The organism is Emcibacter nanhaiensis (assembly GCF_006385175.1).
In the GTDB taxonomy this organism is placed as follows: domain Bacteria; phylum Pseudomonadota; class Alphaproteobacteria; order Sphingomonadales; family Emcibacteraceae; genus Emcibacter; species Emcibacter nanhaiensis.
This window is the reverse complement of the sequence record NZ_VFIY01000004.1, coordinates 111760-130892: the sequence shown is the minus strand read 5'-3', so window position 1 is coordinate 130892 and position 19133 is coordinate 111760. Positions and strand designations below refer to the sequence as shown.

The window sequence follows — 19133 nt, the reverse complement described above, 5'->3', positions numbered from 1 at the left end:
CCTTCATCCTTATCCTGTTGTATCGGGCTTGCCAAGACTATTGGAACTCCTTTCAATATGATATGATCCGGCATCAGCTAACGGAGGCCCATCCATGTCCCAGAAATCCCTGCATAACCACTATCCCATCGTCCCGCCGACCAGCAATTTCAAGCTGATGGAGGAAAACGGCCCGCAGATCATGGCCCGGGGCAAAGGCGTCTACCAATGGGACGACAAGGGCAAGCAATACCTCGAGGGCATGGCCGGGCTGTGGTGTACCTCACTGGGCTACGGCAACGGGGAAATTGCCGAAACCGCGGCCGAGGCCATGCGCACCATGGGATTCGCCCATATGTTTTCCGGCAAGAGCCATGAAGCGGGCATCAGGCTGGCGGAAAAACTGGAGCAGATGCTGCCGATGGACGACAGCCGGATCTTTTTCGGGGTGTCCGGTTCCGACGCCAATGATACCCAGGTCAAGCTGATGCGCTACTATTTCAATGCCATCGGCAGGCCGGACAAGAAAAAGATCATCAGCCGCCACCTCGCCTATCACGGGGTGACGCTCGCCAGCGGCAGCCTGACCGGCATTCCCGTCAACCATGCGCTGTTCGACCTGCCGCTCGACGGCTTCCTGCACACCGATTCCCCCTTTTATTTCCGGGACGCGATGGACGAGGAAACGGAAGAGGATTTCACCAACCGGATCCTGGAAAATCTGGATGAGCTGATCCAGCGGGAAGGCCCGGACACCATCGCCGCCTTTATCGCCGAGCCTATCATGGGCGCCGGCGGTGTGATTCTGCCGCCTGAAGGCTATTTCCCGAAACTGCGCGCCCTGCTGGATAAATACGACATCTTCCTGATCGATGACGAAGTGATTTGCGGCTTCGGCCGTACCGGCAATGCCTTTGGCTGCGAAACCTTTGACTTTCGGCCCGACACCATGAGCATGGCCAAGGCCCTGACCAGCGCCTATATGCCGCTCAGCGCCGTCGCCATCCCGGAAAGCATGTATCAGGCCATGATCGACGCCACGGCCGAGCATGGCGTGTTCGGTCACGGTTTCACCTACAGCGGCCATCCGGTAAGCTGTGCGGTGGCGCTGAAAGTGCTGGAAATTTATGAACGCGACAATGTGTTCGCATATGCAGCAAAAATGGGCAGCTACCTGCAGCAAAAACTGCAGCATTTTTCCGACCACCCGTTGGTCGGCGAGGTGCGCGGCACCGGTATGATCGCCGGGCTGCATCTGGCTAAAGACAAAGAAACTAAAAGCTTTTTCGATCCGGCGGGAACCGCGGGGGCCAAGGTTATTGCGGCCTGCGTGGACAACGGCCTGATCCTGCGCAACCTCGGCGATGTGATCGCCATCTGCCCGCCGCTGGTCATCAGCGAGGCGGAAATCGACGAACTGGTCGACAAGCTTGGCAAAAGCCTGGACGGTGCCCTGGAAGATTTGAAACGGCAGGGCTCCCTGTAGAGCACTACTTTGTTGCCGTCACGCCCATCTCTTCCACGGATATCTCATGCAGGTAGAGATGCGCTTTGCCGATCGACATTTTGAACTCGGAATAGACCGGCACCATGACCGGCACGCCGTCCACATGGCCAAACCAGATTTTCAGCGGATCGGGCTTTTTCTTTTTCGCTTCCGCCCGGCGTTTTTCCCGCTTTTCCAGAAACTCTTTACGCTTCTTCTCGTCCCTGGGCAGCGTATCGCCGGCCACCAGCCGGGTGCGGAATTCACAATAGACCGCCTCCCCCGAAAAGACCGAGTGGGAGCTCTTCCCGCGCTCCTCGATCCGCGGACAGCGATGCAGGTAATTGATCAGGAAAAAGCCACCGAAAACCTCTGTGCCGGTCCAGTCCGATTCCGGGCCGGAGACCCGCAACGCTTCCGCGCTGTTTTCCAACAAACCGACCACATAGGACAGCGGGTCCGGCGCCTTTTTCTGCTCGTCCGGCACCGGGAAATATTCATAATCGTCATCGCCGCTCATTTCCTGATCGTGACGCATGACCAGGCCGCTGTCCCGGTCATAGGTCATGCGGTTGAGGTAAACCTCGTCATCCCAGTGCCCCTTGCTTTCGTAAAGCCGGGGCATGAGGACGCCCTCCCCGTCGATGGCGCCGATGGTTAGCGAGGTATTTTCGGCGTTGCTGAACAGCCGGGCGATCCCCTTGGTATGGTAATAGCTTTTCACGCCATAGGAGTTGGGCTGCAGGCGCAATTGTGTATCCAGATCGAGCAGTACAAAGCCTGCCAGGTAAAGCTTGTATTTGGCCTTGATGACCACAGAGCTGTCAGCGGCAGTCGCCGGACTGCCGCACAACAGGATCAGAAAAAGGATCACGAGTCCCCGCATGCTTCCCCCGCCATAGAGGCGATCATCTTAATCCATGGAGGCAAGACGATCCAGCGCCGCCTGGATTTTCTCAGCCTGGACTTCACCGTCCGCCAGCTGCTGCTTTGCTTCGGCGACCACATGCTCCGGCGCCTTGGCCAAGAAGCCCTGGTTGTTCAGGCGTCCGCGAATACCGCCAAGCTCTTTGCTGAGCTTGTCCAGGTTCTTCTGCAAACGGGCCTTTTCCGAAGCAATATCGATCACCTCGGCGAGCGGCAGGAAGATGGTCGCCTCACCGATCACCACCTGGACAGCCCCTTTCGGTGCCTCGCCGCTGTGCTCTGCGATATTCTCCAGGCGCGCCAAACGGGCAATCACGTCCTTGTGGGTGTCCAGCGCCTTGAGCGACTCTGCGCTGGCGCCGCCGATCAGCATATCGATTTTGGCCCCGGCCGGCACATTCATTTCCGCCCTCGCAGTGCGGATGTCTGAAATCACCCGGATCGCCCAGTTCATTTCCTCGCTGGCGGCGTCATCAATCAGGCTTGTCGGGAGCTCCGGCCAGTCGGCCAGGATCAGGGAGGTTTCCCGCTTGTCACTCAGGCTCTGCCACAGCTCTTCGGTGATGAACGGCTTGAACGGGTGCAGCAGCTTCAGGATCTGGTCGATGACCCAGGCGGCACAGCGCCGGCATTCGTCGGCGGCATCCTGGTCCTCACCCTGGAAGATCGGTTTCACCAGCTCGATATACCAGTCGCAGAAGGTGCCCCAGGTAAAGTGATAGATCGCCGCCGCCGCGTCATTGTAGCGGAAGGACTCCAGCGATTTCGTAACCTGCTCGGCGGCCTTGACCGCCTCCCCGACAATCCATTTGTTAACGGTCTGGGCGGCAGAGGCCGGGTCGAACTCGCCCTTGCCAAAGCACTCGTTCATTTCACAGAAACGGGCCGCGTTCCACAGTTTGGTGCCAAAGTTGCGGTAACCTTCGACGCGCTTGTCCGCCAGCTTGATGTCGCGGCCCTGGGCCTCCATGGCCGCCAGGGTAAAGCGCAGGGCGTCGGCCCCATATTCGTCGACAAGCTCGAGCGGATCAATCACGTTGCCCTTGGACTTGGACATTTTTGCGCCATGCTCATCGCGGACCAGAGCGTGAACATAGACAGTGTGGAACGGCACCTTGGGCTTGCCGTCCTCATCCTTCATGAAATGCAGGCCGTCCATCATCATCCGGGCGACCCAGAAGAAAATGATATCGAAGGCGGTGATCAAAACATTGGTCGGATAATGCCGCTGCAAAAACGGGTCATTGTCATCGGGCCAGCCGAGGGTGCCGAACGGCCAGAGCGCAGAGGAAAACCAGGTGTCCAATACGTCCGGATCCCGGGTCAGCTCTACCTTTTCACCGTAATGCTTTTCCGCCGCGGCCTGGGCTTCTGCCTCGTCATGGGCGACGAAGATCTCACCATCCGGACCGTACCAGGCCGGAATCTGGTGGCCCCACCACAACTGGCGGGACACACACCAGGGTTCGATATTGCGCATCCATTCGAAATAGGTTTTTTCCCAGTTTTTCGGGATAAAACTGGTGCGGCCATCCTCGACGGCGGCAAGCGCGTCCTTGGCCAACTCGCCGGCATTCACATACCACTGGTCAGTGAGCCAGGGTTCAATGACCACGCCGCTGCGGTCGCCGTAGGGCACCATATGGACGGTATCCTCGACCTTGTCCAGCAGGCCGAGTGCATCCATGTCCGCCACAATCAGCTTGCGGGCTTCAAAACGGTCCAGGCCGCGGTATTTCTCGGGGGCATTATCGTTGATCCGGGCCAGGTCATCAAAGATGTTGATCTCTTCCAGGTCATGGCGCTTGCCGACCGCATTGTCGTCAAAGTCATGGGCCGGGGTAATTTTCACCGCGCCGGAGCCTTTTTCCGGGTCCGCATGCTCGTCGGCGACCACAATCAGCTTGCGGCCGACCAGCGGCAGGGTCAGGGTCTTGCCGATCAGGTCCTGATAGCGCTCGTCGTCGGGATGAACGGCCACCGCCACATCGCCCAGCATGGTTTCCGGACGGGTGGTGGCGACGGTCAGATAGCGTCCCTCTTCCCCGTCGACCGGATATTTGAAATGCCAATAGTGACCGTTGACCTCTTTCTGTTCCACCTCCAGGTCGGAAATGGCCGTGCGCAGTTTCGGATCCCAGTTCACCAGACGCTTGTCCTTATAGATCAGGCCGTCGCGATACAGCTCGACAAAAACCTTGAGTACCGCATCATGGAAGCCTTCATCCATGGTAAAACGCTGGCGGCTCCAGTCGCAGGACTGCCCCAGACGGCGCATCTGGTTAAAGATCATGCCGCCGGATTCTTCCTTCCACTGCCAGATCCGCTCGATGAATTTTTCCCGGCCCAGGTCGTGGCGGGAGATGCCTTCCGCATCCAGTTGGCGCTCAACCACCATCTGTGTGGCAATGCCGGCATGGTCCATGCCCGGCTGCCACAGGGCGTCCTTGCCACGCATACGTTCAAACCGGATCAGGATGTCCTGCAGGGTATGGTTCAGGGCATGGCCGATATGCAGGCTGCCGGTCACGTTCGGCGGCGGCAACACAATGGTATAGGGTTCTGCATCCGCGCGCTCCGGGCGGCCGCCCTGAAAGGCGCCGCTGTCTTCCCAGGCGTCATAAATTCTTTTTTCCGCTGTTGAAAAATCGAAGGTTTTTTCCAGCATATCGGGTCTTCCGTATCGTCTTTTGTCTTTTATCAATGGGCGGCGAAAAAAAAGAGAAGAGCCTCATGGGCCCTTCTGCCTTTCTGACCGCGGCTAAAATAGTCGGCCTTACTCTAAAAATCCACCCCTATCATGGTGCTTTTGTTCAGGGTTTCTTGGTCCGGGCCAGCCGCGCGATTTCCTTGGCCACCATCCGTTCAACAATGGGCGGCAGATTGTCGTCCAGCCAGACCCTCAACATCGGCTTCAACAGCTCGCGCACCAAGTCTTCCAGGGTGTTCCCGGAACCTTCATATCCAGTGGTCAGAAGGGCGGACAGCTGGCTGAACTGTTCCATGGCCTCGAGCGACGGCTCTTCGGACATAAGGACGTCGCCTCCCGCTGCCGGGTCAACGTCATCAATATCCATAGCGGCAGCAACCGGTTCAGGCTCGGGTTCAGGCTCGGGTTCAGGCTCGGGCTCGGGTTCGAATTCGGCCTCGAACTCGTCATCGATTTCCAGTTCGATATCCTCGGGCTCCTCTTCCACAAGCTCGGTAAGTTCCAGGACCTCTTCTTCGGGTTCCGGTTCCGGCTCCGGCTCAGGTTCAGGTTCCGGCTCAGGTTCCGGTTCGGCAGCAGCCTCTTCCGCCGGTTTTTCCTCTTCCTCGTCCTCCGAAATAATTCGGCGAATCGAAGCAAGGATTTCCTCCATACTTGGTTCTTCTTGGCCGTCCGTTTCGCTCATTTTTTTATCGTCTCACTAGATTCTGGAGCCGTCCGGTGCTCCCCATTTGCCCGCTCTAGGGTGTCAGTTTTCCTTTTAACAGTACACCTTTATTGAATTATGGCCGATTATCAAGGTTTTTTCACCCCTCTTTATACAAAAAAGCCGTCGGCGGGGAATATCGGCCCGTCGACAGCGATTTTAATCATTTACCGGGCCTGCACCCGCTTATTCTTCCCCAGAGCCAAATCCGTACAGCTTACCGTCCACACGATCGGTATTCTTGCGGGAGTCATAATAGGCCGCTTCCAGCTGAAGATCCTGCGCCGTCAGCTTGCCCATAGCCTGCAGCAGCGTAAAGGCGGCAACGATCTGGTCGCGGCGGGAGCGGACATTCTCGACACGAGAGGTCAGCAGCTCCTGTTCGGCATCCAGAACGTCCAGTGTGGTACGGGAGCCCACTTCTGCTTCCTGGCGAACACCTTCAAGGGCAATCTCGTTGGCTTCCACCTGGGAGCGGGTGGATTCAATGCGGGCTGAAGCTTCGCGATACCCTTCCCAGGCATTTTGTACATTCTCCCGCACCTGGCGCTCCGCCGCGATGACTTCAAGGCGACGCTGACTTTCCAGCTGTTTGGCCTGACGGATACGGGAAGACTGGGCGCCGCTCTGGTACAGCGGAACCGTCATGCGGGCGACCACTTCCTTGGACGTCACATTGGTGGTCACGGTGCTGGCATCCCATGACTTGGCATAACTTGCCTCCAGGCTTACTCTCGGGCTCAGGCCGCCATACTGGCTTTTCACGTTATATTTCGCGGCCTCTTCCACATATTTGGCGGAATTCAGGGTCGGCGAATAGCGCAGGGCCATATCCAGGGCGGCATCCTCGGACGCCGGCATTGCCGGCAGGCCCTCAATTTCCTCCAGCGTTGCCGGCGCGTCGCCGACCACCCGCATAAAGGCGGACCGGCTGGCGGTCAGGTTAGCTTCCGCCTGAATCCGCTCCGTGATGGCGCCGGACAGGCGGGCCTTGGACTGGGCCACATCAGTTCGGGTAATCTCCCCGACCCGGAACCGGTCCTCGCTAGCCTCGAGCTGACGCTGCAGAACCTTGACGTTATTTTTAGTCAGTTCAAGCACGGCCTCGTCGCGCTTCACATCCACATAAGCTGAAACAGCCTGCAGCAGGACCGACTGCTCGGTGTCCAGCAGGCTCTGGCGGGCCGCTTCCACTTCCTTACGGGCCTGCTTGGTAGTATTGACGGTCTGGAAGCCGGTGAAGAGATTCTGCTGCAGGGTAATGCTGGCAGATTTGGGATAAATTGTTCCACTCCGACCGAACAGGCTGTCGGTCTGCGTATCCTGATAGGATACACTGCCGTTGGCAGTGATATTGGGCAACCAGCCGGACCGGGCCTGGTTGATATTTTCGTCCGTGGCCCGAAGTGACGCCCGTTGCGCCTCCAGTGTCGGGTTGCTCATATAGGCCTGGGCCAGTACTTCATCAAGTGTCTCGGAATTCGCCGAAACGGACATCCCCAGACAGGTAAGGGCAGATACTGCGACTCCGCATAACGATTTTTTCATATTATTCTTTCCCTGGTGTATAGGGACTTCCATCCCCTTTCCCAAAAGTAATGCACGCCCCTCACTACCCCATAAACATTGATAAATTATTGTGCTCAATCAATAAATTGTCCCCGTGCACAATAATGGAGGCAGAATTCAGCTTCAGAAACTGAATTCGGCTTTCTTTGCAAATGCCGCCAACGGCGGTATCGCGGCATCAAAAAGGATGCGCACGCCGCGCACCTTGTCCTTATACGTCACCAGACAGGCTTTCCCGACGCCACGATCATTAAGCACGCAAACAACCCGTCCCTCTTCAGACAGCTGATCGAGGATCGCCTCCGGAATTTCATCAACCATGCCGTTGATAAAAATCAGATCATAGGGGCCCTGTTTGGCCAGTCCAGCGGTAACGTCACCCTTGACGACCGCCACATTGTCACAGGCTTCCTCAGCCAGGACCGCCGTTGCAGAGTTGACCAGATCCTCATCTTCCTCAAGGGCAACCACGGCCTCGGCCAGGCGTCCAAGAATGGCGGAGGAGTACCCGGTGCCACAAGCGATATCCAGCGCCAGGTCGGTCGGCTTGACGTGGGCTTCGCTCAACAGGCGGGCAAAGACCATCGGCTCCATCAGATAACGCCCTTCAGCAACGCGGATGTCTTCATCCACATAAGCGACGCCAGCATAGGCCTTGGGGACAAATTTTTCCCGGTTCACCGAAGCAATCGCCTCGATAACACGCTCATCCGTAATATTGTTGGGACGAAGCTGCCCCTCGATCATGCTGCTTCTGGCCTGGGCTGAATTAGTCATTTGAAACGTTCCTAAATAATATTGGCCTGTTTTTCGAATTGTTGATGTCTATATATAGTCTTGCGCTGCGAATGACAACATTCTCTCGACAAGAGAACCATTCTTATCGACAAGTTTCATTATTTCATTCATATCTGCGGAAAAACAGGAAAAAATCCAGGCGGGCTGCAAAAACAGTCATATGTAAAAAGCGCTTGCTTTTACGGGTCAATGGAAATAAAAGTCGTCACACCTTGGTGCGGTGGCGGAGTGGCTACGCAGCGGATTGCAAATCCGTGTACACCGGTTCGATTCCGGTCCGCACCTCCATTCCCCTACTCTCCGCAAGATATGGAATGGCCGTCCCGGTTCAGGCGACGGACAGCATGGTCTGCTCGGCGGAAACATATTCCCTGTCGTACAGGCTTTCGGATGTTGAATTATAGAATTTCTTGATCATCTTGCAGCCGTCGATGCCGTTTTCCCGGATCTTGAGAAAGACATCATAGCCGACGGAGGGACGTTCCCACAGCAGCATGTTCCAGTTTGTTTTCCGCTGGGCAAAACGGATAATCAGTTTCAGCGCCCGCATGGGAAATTCCAGGGCCCCTTTCAACAGGGCATCCCCTTCCTCCGTAACCTGGACCACCGTAAAAAAGATATAGGGGATCCCTTTCGCGATCTGGGCTGGCGTTACCGGGGACTCATAGACCCGTAAAATGCCGATTTTCTGATCAAGCCACTCAATATGAACCAGATCAGCGTCAGGTGACGTTAAATTCATTCCAAAAAAAATCCTTAAATCAAGCCATCAACACATTCGTGCCTTATCACAGCTAAGTGATAAAAATGTCCGAAATATGTTCGAAAAAGCTAATTCTTTGAAATACAACTATTCCGGTAAAACTGTAAAAAGTCTAGGCATTCCAGCCGCCCGGCGTCAACGACTATGAATCATTATTGACAACGTTCTGATATAGTCTTTATTTACAATCGGTTATAGTTAACTATTCTTAACCATGCCATTTTGCGACGCTCTCGAAACCTCGACAAACCAGAGACTCGCACCCGACTCCGGCTTGTTTCTCCCGTTGATCCAGCACTGGTGATTCTGATTGCATTTTTTTGAATTTTTCTGTTGGCAGAGCTTTTTTCTCTCTGTATAAGGTGGCCGTCGGCACGCAAGTCCGGCATCTGCCATGATCCCCGATAGCTCAGTTGGTAGAGCAGTAGACTGTTAATCTATTTGTCGCAGGTTCGAGTCCTGCTCGGGGAGCCAATACCAAAAGGGTCCGCCTGAACAGGCCGGACCCTTTTTCTTTTCTTCACGTCCCCTCTGGACCCGCCGCTCTAGTGTGCTATAGTGCGCGCCCAAAAGGGGATTTAGCATGAATAACGTCATCAGCTTTGCCCGGGCCAAAAAACAATTGGCCCGCAAGGCAAAAGAAAAACAGGCAGAGGAAAACCGCGTCAAATTCGGCCGCACCAAAGCGGAAAAGGAATTCGGTCGCAAATCCACCGAGCTTGAGACCAAGCGGCTGGACCAGAGCAAGCTCGGCAGCGACGAAGAAGAATAACCCCTACTCTTCCCCCTCTTCAGATTTCGGCCCCTCATAATAATCGGGCAGGAACTGTTTCACCGCCGGTGACGTGGTCGCCCAGGCATGGCAGGTGTTGAGTACCGGCGGACGCTGTCTGGGCCGGGTGAGGTCTTCCCCTGCCTCTTCCGCCTTTTTCATCAGCCCGGGCGTCATGGTCTGCATGGCCGCGGTGCCGAGCGGATAGAGAAGTTCGGTGATATGGGTGCAGCCCGCCACCCCGCCAACTCGCTCGCGGATATGTTTGCGCCAGCCGGCGCCGATCCTGACCCCGATCAGCCTTTTATAGGAGGAAACAATGGCGGGACACATTTCAAACGGACTATTGTCGGTCACTGCCTCGATATCCTGAATGACATAATTGTCATCCAGGGTCAGGCGTACCCACATTTCGTGCACCGGCTCACCCGGCTGGATTTCGCCGCGCCACTGGTTTTCAAAGGCATAGGTCTTGGTGTCCGTCATATGCCCCTCGATATCCCACAGCCCGTCGTCGCGCTCATAGCCGGTGTAGGTGATGGTCCTGGTATGCAGGTGCTTGCGGGGGGCGGGGCTGGAAAGTGGCATCGGTGATCCTCTATACTGGTCTTTAGGATATTATCTCAGCACATGCCCGGGCGGTCAAACGCTGGATATGCATAGTCCGGTAGGGATGATATACGGAATCTTTCTGGCTCTTTGAAGCAAATTGCGGTATGTGAGGCCTGTTTTTAAGGAAAGAGGATCAAATGTCCGAGTCAACTGCGGAACCGAAAAAAGCTGTTGTCCTGCTCAGTGGCGGGCTGGATTCGTCCACCTGTGTCGCCATTGCCCAGAAGGAAGGCTATGAAGTCTATGGCCTCAGCTTCAGCTACGGCCAGCGCCATACCATTGAACTGGACGCCGCCAAACGGGTGGCGCAAGCGATGGGCATCAGGAAACATGTGATTGCCAATATCGACCTGGCGGCTTTCGGCGGCTCCGCCCTGACCGATGATATTCCGGTGCCCAAGGACCGCAGCCACGAAGACATGGGCGCCGATGTCCCGGTGACTTATGTGCCGGCCCGCAATACCATCTTCCTGTCCTTTGCCCTGGGCTGGGCCGAGGTGCTGGGCGCTGACGATATCTTTATTGGCGTCAATGCCATGGATTACAGCGGCTATCCCGACTGCCGGCCCGAATTCATCAAGGCCTATGAAGTCATGGCCAACCTGGCCACCAGGGCCGGCACCCAGGATGCCCGGCATCTGACCATCCATACGCCGCTGATTGACATGACCAAGGGGGAGATTGTCAAAACCGGGCTTGCGCTCGGCGTTGATTACAGCCAGACCATAAGCTGCTATGATCCGGATGAACAGGGGCGCGCCTGCGGCCATTGTGATGCCTGCCAGCTGCGCCTGAAAGGATTTGCCGAAGCCGGCACCACTGACCCGGTCGCCTATCAGGACTAAACCGAATATGACCTATACCGTCAAGGAACTGTTTTACACGCTGCAGGGTGAAGGCGCCCAGGCCGGGCGGGCCGCCGTCTTCTGCCGCTTTGCCGGCTGCAACCTGTGGAGCGGGCGCGAGGAAGACCGGGCAGCGGCGGAATGCACCTTCTGCGATACTGACTTTGTCGGCACCGGCGGTCCCGGCGGCGGAAAATTCGCCTCAGCGGAAAAACTGGCGCTGGCCGCCCGGGCGCTATGGGACAATGAGGCTGACGATAGCGGCATCCCCTACATCGTCTGTACCGGCGGCGAGCCGTTGCTGCAACTTGATGCTCCCCTGATACAAGCCTTTCATGCCAAAGGTTTTGAGGTGGCGGTGGAAACCAACGGCACCCTGCCCGCCCCTGCGGACCTGGACTGGATTTGTGTCAGCCCGAAAAGGCTCGACAAGCTGGAGCAAACCAGCGGCCACGAGTTAAAACTGGTCTATCCGCAGAAGGACATTTCCCCTGAAGACGTGGCTCATCTGGACTTTGAATATTTTTTCCTGCAGCCGATGGACGGGATCGGGGCGGACGCCGAGACCACGCGCCTGGCCAATACACAAAAAGTGGTGGAATACTGTCGGCGTCACCCGAAATGGCGCGTCAGTCTGCAGACTCATAAAATACTTGATATTCCCTAGGCGCGATCAGGATTTGCCCGCCATGGTCTTGGCGGCGGCAAGCAGAGCCTCGCGGATATCCTTCCAGTCATTCTCGCCAAGGGCGTCAATGAATTCCTGCTGTGCTTTCATCCAGTAAGGCACCACATTGCGGATCGCCTCAAGCCCTTCCGGTTCGAGGGTATAGGAGGCATATCTCTTGCCCCCGGAATATTCGATGGAAATATATCCCCGGTCCGCCAGGGTTTTGACCATCCTCGACATGGACGACTTTTCCATAAACATGGCATCCGCCAACTGGCTCAGCGTCATTGTGCCGTTGTGGGCAAGTTCCAGCAGGATCACGACCTGCGTCGATCGGAGCGAACTCGGATCAAGAATTGTATCAAAGCGTCTCGTTACTGCGCGCGAGGTTTTACGCAGTCCCAGGCAGGCACAAGTTTCTAAGGCCTCCGCGATCAAGGCCTTTTCTTCGGTACTCGGATTCATACTACCAACCATCCTGTTGTCGACAGTGGAGATGGAATTTTGTTTGTAACACTGTCGGTTCTGGGAACTTTACCTTAACGTAAAGGGAACTTCAATCATTACCTGCATCTACGAACATTTTAACCCCTTCCGCGATAGGGCGGGACGCCCTGGTCCGGAATCCAGACGCCTTCGGGCGGCTCACCGGTCTGGAAAAACACGTCAATCGGGATGCCGCCGCGCGGATACCAATAGCCGCCGATTCTCAGCCACACCGGCTTCAGTTCGTCGACCAGCCGTTCCGCAATACCGACGGTACAGTCCTCGTGGAAGCCGGCATGATTGCGGAAGGAATGGAGGTAGAGCTTGAGTGATTTACTCTCGACCAGAAGTTCGCCCGGCACATAGTCGATCACCAGGTGGGCAAAATCCGGCTGTCCCGTGACCGGGCATAGCGAGGTAAACTCGGGACAGGTAAAGCGCACGAAATAGGCGGATTCCGGCCGGGGATTTTTCACCTTTTCCAGAACGGCCTCGTCGGGATTCTCGGGAAGTTGTGAACTGCCGCCCAGTTGGGAGAGACCCTGATAGACTTCTTTTGACATTTCCTTGTCCTCAAAATCAGAAATTAGCGGACGCCGAAGTCCGCAAAACTATTCTTTGACTTATGACTCCCTTTTCCCTAGAGATCAAACCATGAAACATTATTGCCTGAAACGAATGTGTATTTCCCGAATTATGAGCCCGGTTTTCGCGTAAAACCGGGAAAAGCCCGTTCGGGCGTTGCCATTTTTCAAGAAATCACTCGTTTACAGGAGAACGCACATGTCGTCGCGTCTGAATTGTTTCCATCATACCGTCCATTTTTCCCTGACAGCAGAAAACACACCGGGATCCCTGCCCCGCATCCTTGCGGTTTTCGAGCGGGCGGGGCTGTGCCCGCAGCTTGTAAAAGCCAGTCATTTTGTTGACGGCCTGCTTGCCGTTGATGTCTATACTGAAGGCGTGGAAGAGCATCTCCAGCAACGCCTGAGCGGAAAACTTTCCGCCCTGGTCGGTGTTTCCCATTTACGCCGTGAAGTCATCCTCGGCGCGGGACAGGCAAAACTTGCATCTTAACCCTTGCGGCGATGGGTGCCGGGGCTTATTTATAGGACATTCAAAAAAGCATAAGGTTCAACTATGGATATCCGAGACGGTTTCGTCGGGGTTATTGGCAATACCCCTCTCATCAAACTGAAGAAAGCCTCTGAAGAAACCGGCTGCACCATTCTGGGCAAGGCCGAATTTATGAATCCCGGTGGCTCGATCAAGGATCGGGCGGCGCTCTATATTGTACGGGATGCGGAAAAGAAGGGCCTTCTGAAGCCGGGCGGCACAATCGTCGAAGGGACCGCCGGCAATACCGGCATTGGACTTGCCCTGGTCGGCAACGCCTTGGGTTATAAGACCGTCATTGTCATGCCGGAAACCCAGTCCCAGGAAAAAAAGGACATGCTGCGACTGTGCGGCTGTGACCTCAGGCTGGTGCCCGCCGTGCCTTACCGGGACCCCAACAACTATGTGAAATACTCCGGGCGACTGGCTGAGGAAATCGCCGCCACCTCGCCCAACGGCGCCGTCTGGGCCAACCAGTTTGACAATACCGCCAACCGGGACGCCCACTATTATGGCACCGGACCGGAAATCTGGAACCAGACCGACGGCACCATAGACGCCTTTACCTGTGCGGTGGGCAGCGGCGGCACCCTGGGCGGCGTTTCCATGGCACTCAAGGAACGCAACAAGGATGTCAAGATCGTCCTTGCCGATCCCATGGGCGCAGCACTGTTCAATTATTACAAGCACGGCGAGTTGAAAGCGGAAGGCTCGTCCATCACCGAAGGCATCGGCCAGGGGCGGATCACCGCCAACCTGGAAGGTATCGAGGTGGATGACGCCTACCAGATTCCCGATGCGGAGGCCCTGGAAGTGATCTTCGACCTGCTGAAGCATGAGGGGCTGTGCCTGGGCTCCTCCAGCGGCATCAATGTGGCATCCGCCATCCGGCTTGCAAAGGAGATGGGCCCCGGCCATACTATCGCAACCGTACTCTGCGATAACGGCGCCCGCTATCAGAGCAAAATATTCAACCCGGAATTCCTGAAGGAAAAGGGACTGCCCTGCCCCGACTGGCTGTAAGCATAGTGTCTCGAGGCAACTTGACGAGGAAACTGACATGATTGACGAGAAAAACGCCCTGGTAAGTACAGACTGGCTGCTGCAACATCTCGAAGCCCCGGATGTGCGGGTAGTGGACGCCTCCTGGCATTTGCCCTGGGCGGAGCGTGACGGCAAGGCCGAGTATGAAGAATCCCATATCCCCGGCGCCGTCTTTTTCGATCAGGAAGAAATCTGCGATACCGACAGTCACCTCCCGCACATGCTGCCGAGCCCGGAAAAAATGTCGAGCCGGATGCGCAAGCTCGGCCTTGGCGACGGCATGCGGATCGTGGTTTATGACAACAGCGACATCCGTTCTGCCGCCCGGGTCTGGTTCATGCTCAAGGCCTTCGGCCACCGCGATGTGGCGGTACTGGACGGCGGCTTCCAGAAGTGGCGGGCCGAAGGCAAGCCGACCGAAGACATTCCCCCGGTGCCGGGGCCGAGACATTTCACCGCCCGCTTCAACGCCACTCTGGTGCGCGAACTGGACCAGATGATGGAAAATCTCAACAGCAAACGGGAACAGGTCGTGGACGCCCGCAGCGCCGCCCGCTTCAATGCGGAATCCGAAGAACCACGGCCCGGCATGAAATCCGGTCATATCCCCGGCAGCCTCAACCTGCCCTACGAACGGCTGTTCAATGAGAACGGCACCTATAAATCGCCTGAGGAAATGGAGCAGGTCTTCGCGGATGCCGGCGTCGACCTCAGCCAGCCCATCGTCACCACCTGTGGCTCTGGCGGCACAGCGGCGGTCTTGTGCCTGGCTCTGTCCATGATCGGCAACCACCAATATGCGCTCTATGACGGATCCTGGAGCGAATGGGGATCCCACCCGGATACGCCGGTTCACCCGGCCTGAGGAAAGTCCTGCCCGATGAAGAAAGAAACCAGACTGGTTGAAGCCGGACGCAAAAAACAATGGACCGGCGGCGTCGTCAACCCGCCTGTCTACCATGCCTCCACTGTTGTTTTCGACACTGTCGCCGACATGCGCGAGGCGGTGCGCAACCGCGCCAGGAGCCACATGTATTACGGCCGGCGCGGCACGCCGACCCATTTTGCCCTGCAGGATGCGATGTGCGAACTGGAAGGCGGTGTGGGATGCGCGCTGTACCCCAGCGGCCTGGCGGCGGTGACCGGCGCCATGCTGTCGTTCCTTGAAAGCGGCGATCATCTGCTGATGGTCGACGGCGCCTACGAGCCGACCCGCACCCTGTGCGACGGTTATCTGAAAAATATGGGCGTGGAGACCACCTATTACGACCCGCTGATCGGGTCCGGGATCAGTGAACTGATCCGAGACAATACCAGGATGGTGTTTGTGGAAAGCCCCTGCTCCCTGACCATGGAAGTGCAGGACGTCCCGGCCATCGCCAAAGCCGCCCATGACAAGGGCGCGATCGTGCTGATGGACAATACCTGGGGCACCCCATTCAACTTCAAGCCGTTCGAACACGGCGTGGATGTTTCGATCCAGGCGGCAACCAAGTATATCGTCGGCCATTCCGACGCCATGCTCGGCACCGCGACCGCCAATGAAAAATGCTGGGACCAGCTTCGGGAAATGAGCCTGCAGCTCGGCTATTGCGCGGCGCCGGATGATGTCTATCTCGGCCTGCGGGGGCTCAGGACCATGGGCCTGCGCCTGGAACAGCATGAGGAAAATGCCCTCAAAGTCGCCGACTGGTTAGCGAGCCGGCCGGAAGTGGACCATGTCCGTCACCCGGCGCTGGAAAGCTGCCCGGGCCATGAATTCTTCAAGCGCGACTTCCTCGGCAGTTGCGGCCTGTTTTCCTTCGTTATGACCGACAACTATAAGGAAAGCCAGCTCACGCCCATGCTCGACAATATGGAACTGTTCAAGATGGGCTTCTCCTGGGGCGGCTATGAAAGCCTGATCCTGCCGGCGCATGGTCTCGATAAAAACCGTACCGCCGTCAAATGGCAGGCCAAGGGCCCGCTGGTGCGGCTGCATATCGGCCTTGAGAATGCCGACGACCTGATCGAAGACCTGGAAAAGGGTTTTGCCCGGATCGACAACTAGCCTCAGGCCCGCTGCAGGCAGGCGATCCGGGTCACCACAAACGCCACCGTGGCCGACAGCACAATGGCCGGCCCGGTGGGCACATCCCAGGTTGACGAGACAAATACGCCGCTGATTACCGACAGCACGCCAATCAGCACCGCCAGTCCGACCATCACCCCCGGACTGCGGGCGATATTGCGCGCCCCGGCGGCGGGGATGATCATCAGGGCGGTGACCAGCAACACTCCGGTCACTTTCAGCGCCAGCGCCACCAGGGTGGCGATCATCAGCATATAGATGATCTTGGTGCGGGTCACCGGCACGCCTTCAACCCGCGCCAGGTCCTCATGCACCGTGGCCGACAGCAGGTTTTTCCAGATCAGGGCCATGATCACCAGCACCGCCAGGCACATGGCCGACAGCTGATACAGGTCGACGGTATCAATGGCCAGGATATCGCCGATCAGGAAAAACATCATGTTCTGGCGCACGCTTTCCTGCAGCGCGATCATGATCAGGCCGATGGACAGCGCGCTGTGGGCGAGAATGCCGAGCAGGGCATCCGACGACAGGCTGCGGTCACGTTGCAGCAACAGCAGAAACAGGGCCACCGCCGCGCAAACCAGGATCATGACAATTGGATTGGTGGTGCCAAGGGCAAAGCCGAGCGCCACCCCCATCAGGGCGGAATGGGCCACGGTATCGCCGAAATAGGCCATGCGCCGCCACACCAGGAAACAGCCCAGCGGCCCGGCGGCAATCGCCACCAATATTCCCGCCGCCAGGGCATAAAGGATAAAATCGTCAATCGCACTCAGAAAATTGTAGATAATATTGTCAGTCATGATCGCACGCCTCGTCATGGGGGCCGGGCACGATATTGCCCCGGCTGTCATGATGGTGGTCATGATGGTGGGTATACATGGAGATATTTTCGGCACTGCCGGCAAACAGGGCATGATAGTCCGGATTGTCGCGCACGGATTCCGGCGCGCCCTGGCAGCAGATATGGTGATTGAGGCAGATCACCCGGTCGGTGGCCGACATCACCAGATGCAGGTCATGGGAGATCATCAGTACGCTGCAGCCGCGGTCGTCCCGGGTCTGCTTGATCAGGCGGTAAATCTCCTCCTGCCCGGCAATATCGATACCCTGCACCGGCTCGTCCAGCACCAGGAGATCGGGGTTGCCGAGCAAGGCCCGGGCCATCAACAGACGCTGCATCTCGCCGCCGGACAGCCGTTGCACCGGGCTTTTGCAGAACCGGCTGAGCCGGACGGTCTCCAGCACCTCGTCGACAGCTTCGCCTGTCACGCCGGGACGCAGCTTGAGGAAATCCTCCACCTGCAGCGGCAGGGTGTCATCAATGGCAAGTTTCTGCGGCATATAGCCGATCACCAGCCCCTTTTTGCGCCCCACCTCGCCGCTGTCCGGCGCCGTCAGGCCAAGGGCGATTTTCATCAAGGTGCTTTTACCGGCGCCGTTTGGCCCGATCAGGGTGACGATTTCCCGTGCATCCACGCTCAGGTCCACATCCTGCAGCACGGTCCGGCCGCCGAAGCTTTTGGTGATATTTTTCAGGTCAAGAAGAGTGCTCATCGGGGTCACGTCAGCGGCAGCTGTCACAGAGCCCCATGATTTCAAGCATGCTGTGCTCGCAGGTATAGCCGTTGTCCTCGGCCACTTTGGCGATTTTATTGTGCAAACCCTTGTCGTTGACTTCCTTGACCGTGCGGCAGTTGCGGCAGATCAGGAAGTGGCCCTGGTGTTTGTGAGAGGGATCCGGACAGCCGATGAAGGCATTGAGGGATTCGAGCCGGTGCACCAGCCCCTCCTCGATCAGGAAATCCAGCGCCCGATAGACGGTCGGCGGCGCCACCCGTTTCTTGCCTTGCTGGCTCAGCATGTCCAACAGCTCGTACGCGGTCACCGGCTTGTGCCCGCGCCACACCAGTTCCAGCACACTCCGGCGCAGCGGTGTGAAACGGGTTTCCCGCTGGTCACAGATTTCCCGCGCCGTCTGCAGGGCCTGTTCGATACATTTGTCGTGATCGTGCTTATGAGCTGCTTGTGTCATTACTGGCTGTTCTTGTATTGTTATGGCATAACATTTAGGTAATAGTGGCCTGAGACGCAACCAATTTCAAGTCTTCAGGCATAATTGAAATTAAATGACTCAAAACCGGTAACCGCCCATGACTTATCCCCTGTCCGCAAACACCATCGAAAAGGCCCTGGCGGCCATCAGCTTCAACGACGACGGCCTGGTGCCGGCCATCGCCCAGCAGCATGACACCGGCGAGGTATTGATGATGGCCTGGATGAACCGGGAAGCGGTGATCGAGACCCTGAACAACGGCCGGGTCTGTTATTTTTCCCGCTCGCGGGAGAAGCTGTGGCACAAGGGCGAAAGCTCCGGCCAGGTGCAGACCCTGAAGAATTTCCGCATCGACTGCGACGGCGATACGCTGTTGCTGCTGGTCGACCAGGAAGGCGTCGCCTGCCACACCGGGCGGCGGACCTGTTTCTATACCGAAGTCACCGACGAAGGGCTCAAAGAAATCGCCGAGGTGGAAAAATCGCCGGAGGAGCTCTACGGCTCCTCCGACTGATCACGT

At 57.2% G+C, this 19133-nt stretch carries 21 protein-coding genes and 2 tRNA genes; 11 read left to right on the top strand and 12 right to left on the bottom strand.

Going from position 1 to position 19133, the window contains the following annotated elements; genetic code table 11:
* Window positions 1–94: 94 nt before the first annotated feature.
* The gene (locus FIV46_RS01025; protein WP_139937940.1) at window positions 95–1465 is read left to right on the top strand and encodes an aminotransferase; all 1371 of its coding nucleotides are present in this window, start codon (window positions 95–97) and stop codon (window positions 1463–1465) included.
* Window positions 1466–1469: 4 nt separating this feature from the next.
* Here FIV46_RS01025 and FIV46_RS01020 read toward each other — a convergent pair whose 3' ends face one another.
* The 5 genes from FIV46_RS01020 to FIV46_RS01000 all read right to left on the bottom strand — a co-directional run bounded on the left by FIV46_RS01020 (window position 1470) and on the right by FIV46_RS01000 (window position 8154).
* Window positions 1470–2351: a DUF3108 domain-containing protein gene (locus FIV46_RS01020; protein WP_139937939.1), complete on the bottom strand. Its 882-nt coding sequence runs from the start codon at window positions 2349–2351 to the stop codon at window positions 1470–1472.
* Between the two features lie 27 nt (window positions 2352–2378).
* Window positions 2379–5060, bottom strand: coding sequence for a valine--tRNA ligase (locus FIV46_RS01015; RefSeq protein WP_139937938.1), 2682 nt, complete (start codon window positions 5058–5060; stop codon window positions 2379–2381).
* Between the two features lie 145 nt (window positions 5061–5205).
* Complete coding sequence (locus FIV46_RS01010) at window positions 5206–5787, bottom strand: DUF2497 domain-containing protein (protein ID WP_139937937.1); 582 nt, start codon at window positions 5785–5787, stop codon at window positions 5206–5208.
* 207 nt (window positions 5788–5994) lie between these two features.
* Entirely contained in the window at window positions 5995–7305 is a 1311-nt protein-coding gene (locus FIV46_RS01005) for a TolC family outer membrane protein (RefSeq protein ID WP_219845814.1), read from the bottom strand.
* 195 nt (window positions 7306–7500) lie between these two features.
* Window positions 7501–8154 carry a protein-L-isoaspartate O-methyltransferase family protein gene (locus FIV46_RS01000; RefSeq protein ID WP_139937935.1) on the bottom strand — a complete coding sequence of 218 codons (654 nt, stop codon included), beginning with the start codon at window positions 8152–8154 and terminating at the stop codon, window positions 7501–7503.
* A gap of 235 nt (window positions 8155–8389) precedes the next feature.
* Here FIV46_RS01000 and FIV46_RS00995 point away from each other — a divergent pair.
* A tRNA-Cys gene (locus tag FIV46_RS00995) sits at window positions 8390–8463 on the top strand.
* 40 nt (window positions 8464–8503) lie between these two features.
* Here the strand turns inward: FIV46_RS00995 and FIV46_RS00990 are convergent.
* Window positions 8504–8917, bottom strand: coding sequence for a hypothetical protein (locus FIV46_RS00990; protein WP_139937934.1), 414 nt, complete (start codon window positions 8915–8917; stop codon window positions 8504–8506).
* Window positions 8918–9336: 419 nt separating this feature from the next.
* On the opposite strand from FIV46_RS00990, the gene FIV46_RS00985 reads away from it, so the two are divergent.
* Both FIV46_RS00985 and FIV46_RS00980 read left to right on the top strand, forming a co-directional pair.
* Window positions 9337–9412: transfer RNA gene (locus FIV46_RS00985), tRNA-Asn, on the top strand.
* 109 nt (window positions 9413–9521) lie between these two features.
* Window positions 9522–9710, top strand: a complete 189-nt coding sequence (locus tag FIV46_RS00980; RefSeq protein ID WP_139937933.1) for a DUF4169 family protein — start codon at window positions 9522–9524, stop codon at window positions 9708–9710.
* A 3-nt stretch (window positions 9711–9713) separates the two neighbouring features.
* On the opposite strand, the gene FIV46_RS00975 is transcribed toward FIV46_RS00980, so the two are convergent.
* Complete coding sequence (locus FIV46_RS00975; protein ID WP_139937932.1) at window positions 9714–10298, bottom strand: DUF2889 domain-containing protein; 585 nt, start codon at window positions 10296–10298, stop codon at window positions 9714–9716.
* A gap of 161 nt (window positions 10299–10459) precedes the next feature.
* Here FIV46_RS00975 and queC point away from each other — a divergent pair, with 161 nt between their 5' ends.
* Both queC and queE read left to right on the top strand, forming a co-directional pair.
* Window positions 10460–11167 (top strand): 7-cyano-7-deazaguanine synthase QueC, encoded by a 708-nt coding sequence (queC, locus tag FIV46_RS00970; protein ID WP_139937931.1) that lies wholly within the window; start codon window positions 10460–10462, stop codon window positions 11165–11167.
* A gap of 7 nt (window positions 11168–11174) precedes the next feature.
* Window positions 11175–11834, top strand: a complete 660-nt coding sequence (gene queE, locus FIV46_RS00965) for a 7-carboxy-7-deazaguanine synthase (protein ID WP_139937930.1) — start codon at window positions 11175–11177, stop codon at window positions 11832–11834.
* A 6-nt stretch (window positions 11835–11840) separates the two neighbouring features.
* Here the strand turns inward: queE and FIV46_RS00960 are convergent, their stop codons facing one another.
* Both FIV46_RS00960 and queF read right to left on the bottom strand, forming a co-directional pair.
* Window positions 11841–12302, bottom strand: a complete 462-nt coding sequence (locus tag FIV46_RS00960) for a MarR family winged helix-turn-helix transcriptional regulator (protein ID WP_181163001.1) — start codon at window positions 12300–12302, stop codon at window positions 11841–11843.
* A gap of 119 nt (window positions 12303–12421) precedes the next feature.
* Entirely contained in the window at window positions 12422–12886 is a 465-nt protein-coding gene (gene queF / locus FIV46_RS00955; RefSeq protein WP_139937928.1) for a preQ(1) synthase, read from the bottom strand.
* 220 nt (window positions 12887–13106) lie between these two features.
* Between queF and FIV46_RS00950 the strand changes: the two genes are divergently transcribed.
* The 4 genes from FIV46_RS00950 (at window position 13107) to FIV46_RS00935 (ending at window position 16533) form a co-directional block, all read left to right on the top strand.
* Entirely contained in the window at window positions 13107–13400 is a 294-nt protein-coding gene (locus FIV46_RS00950; RefSeq protein WP_139937927.1) for a hypothetical protein, read from the top strand.
* A gap of 63 nt (window positions 13401–13463) precedes the next feature.
* The gene (locus FIV46_RS00945) at window positions 13464–14462 is read left to right on the top strand and encodes a cysteine synthase A (RefSeq protein WP_139937926.1); all 999 of its coding nucleotides are present in this window, start codon (window positions 13464–13466) and stop codon (window positions 14460–14462) included.
* A gap of 37 nt (window positions 14463–14499) precedes the next feature.
* Complete coding sequence (sseA, locus tag FIV46_RS00940) at window positions 14500–15348, top strand: 3-mercaptopyruvate sulfurtransferase (protein WP_139937925.1); 849 nt, start codon at window positions 14500–14502, stop codon at window positions 15346–15348.
* A 15-nt stretch (window positions 15349–15363) separates the two neighbouring features.
* On the top strand, window positions 15364–16533 hold the full coding sequence (locus FIV46_RS00935) for a cystathionine beta-lyase (RefSeq protein WP_139937924.1): 1170 nt from the start codon (window positions 15364–15366) through the stop codon (window positions 16531–16533).
* A gap of 2 nt (window positions 16534–16535) precedes the next feature.
* On the opposite strand, the gene FIV46_RS00930 is transcribed toward FIV46_RS00935, so the two are convergent.
* Genes FIV46_RS00930 through FIV46_RS00920 form a run of 3 tightly spaced genes read right to left on the bottom strand, consistent with a single transcriptional unit; the run spans window position 16536 to window position 18592 of the window.
* Entirely contained in the window at window positions 16536–17360 is an 825-nt protein-coding gene (locus FIV46_RS00930) for a metal ABC transporter permease (protein WP_139937923.1), read from the bottom strand.
* Window positions 17353–18114, bottom strand: a complete 762-nt coding sequence (gene znuC / locus FIV46_RS00925) for a zinc ABC transporter ATP-binding protein ZnuC (protein ID WP_139938600.1) — start codon at window positions 18112–18114, stop codon at window positions 17353–17355. Before znuC ends, FIV46_RS00930 begins: the two co-directional genes overlap by 8 nt.
* Before the next feature lie 10 nt (window positions 18115–18124).
* Entirely contained in the window at window positions 18125–18592 is a 468-nt protein-coding gene (locus FIV46_RS00920; protein WP_139937922.1) for a Fur family transcriptional regulator, read from the bottom strand.
* 118 nt (window positions 18593–18710) lie between these two features.
* Between FIV46_RS00920 and hisI the strand changes: the two genes are divergently transcribed.
* Window positions 18711–19127, top strand: a complete 417-nt coding sequence (hisI, locus tag FIV46_RS00915; protein ID WP_139937921.1) for a phosphoribosyl-AMP cyclohydrolase — start codon at window positions 18711–18713, stop codon at window positions 19125–19127.
* The last annotated feature ends 6 nt before the right edge of the window (window positions 19128–19133 follow it).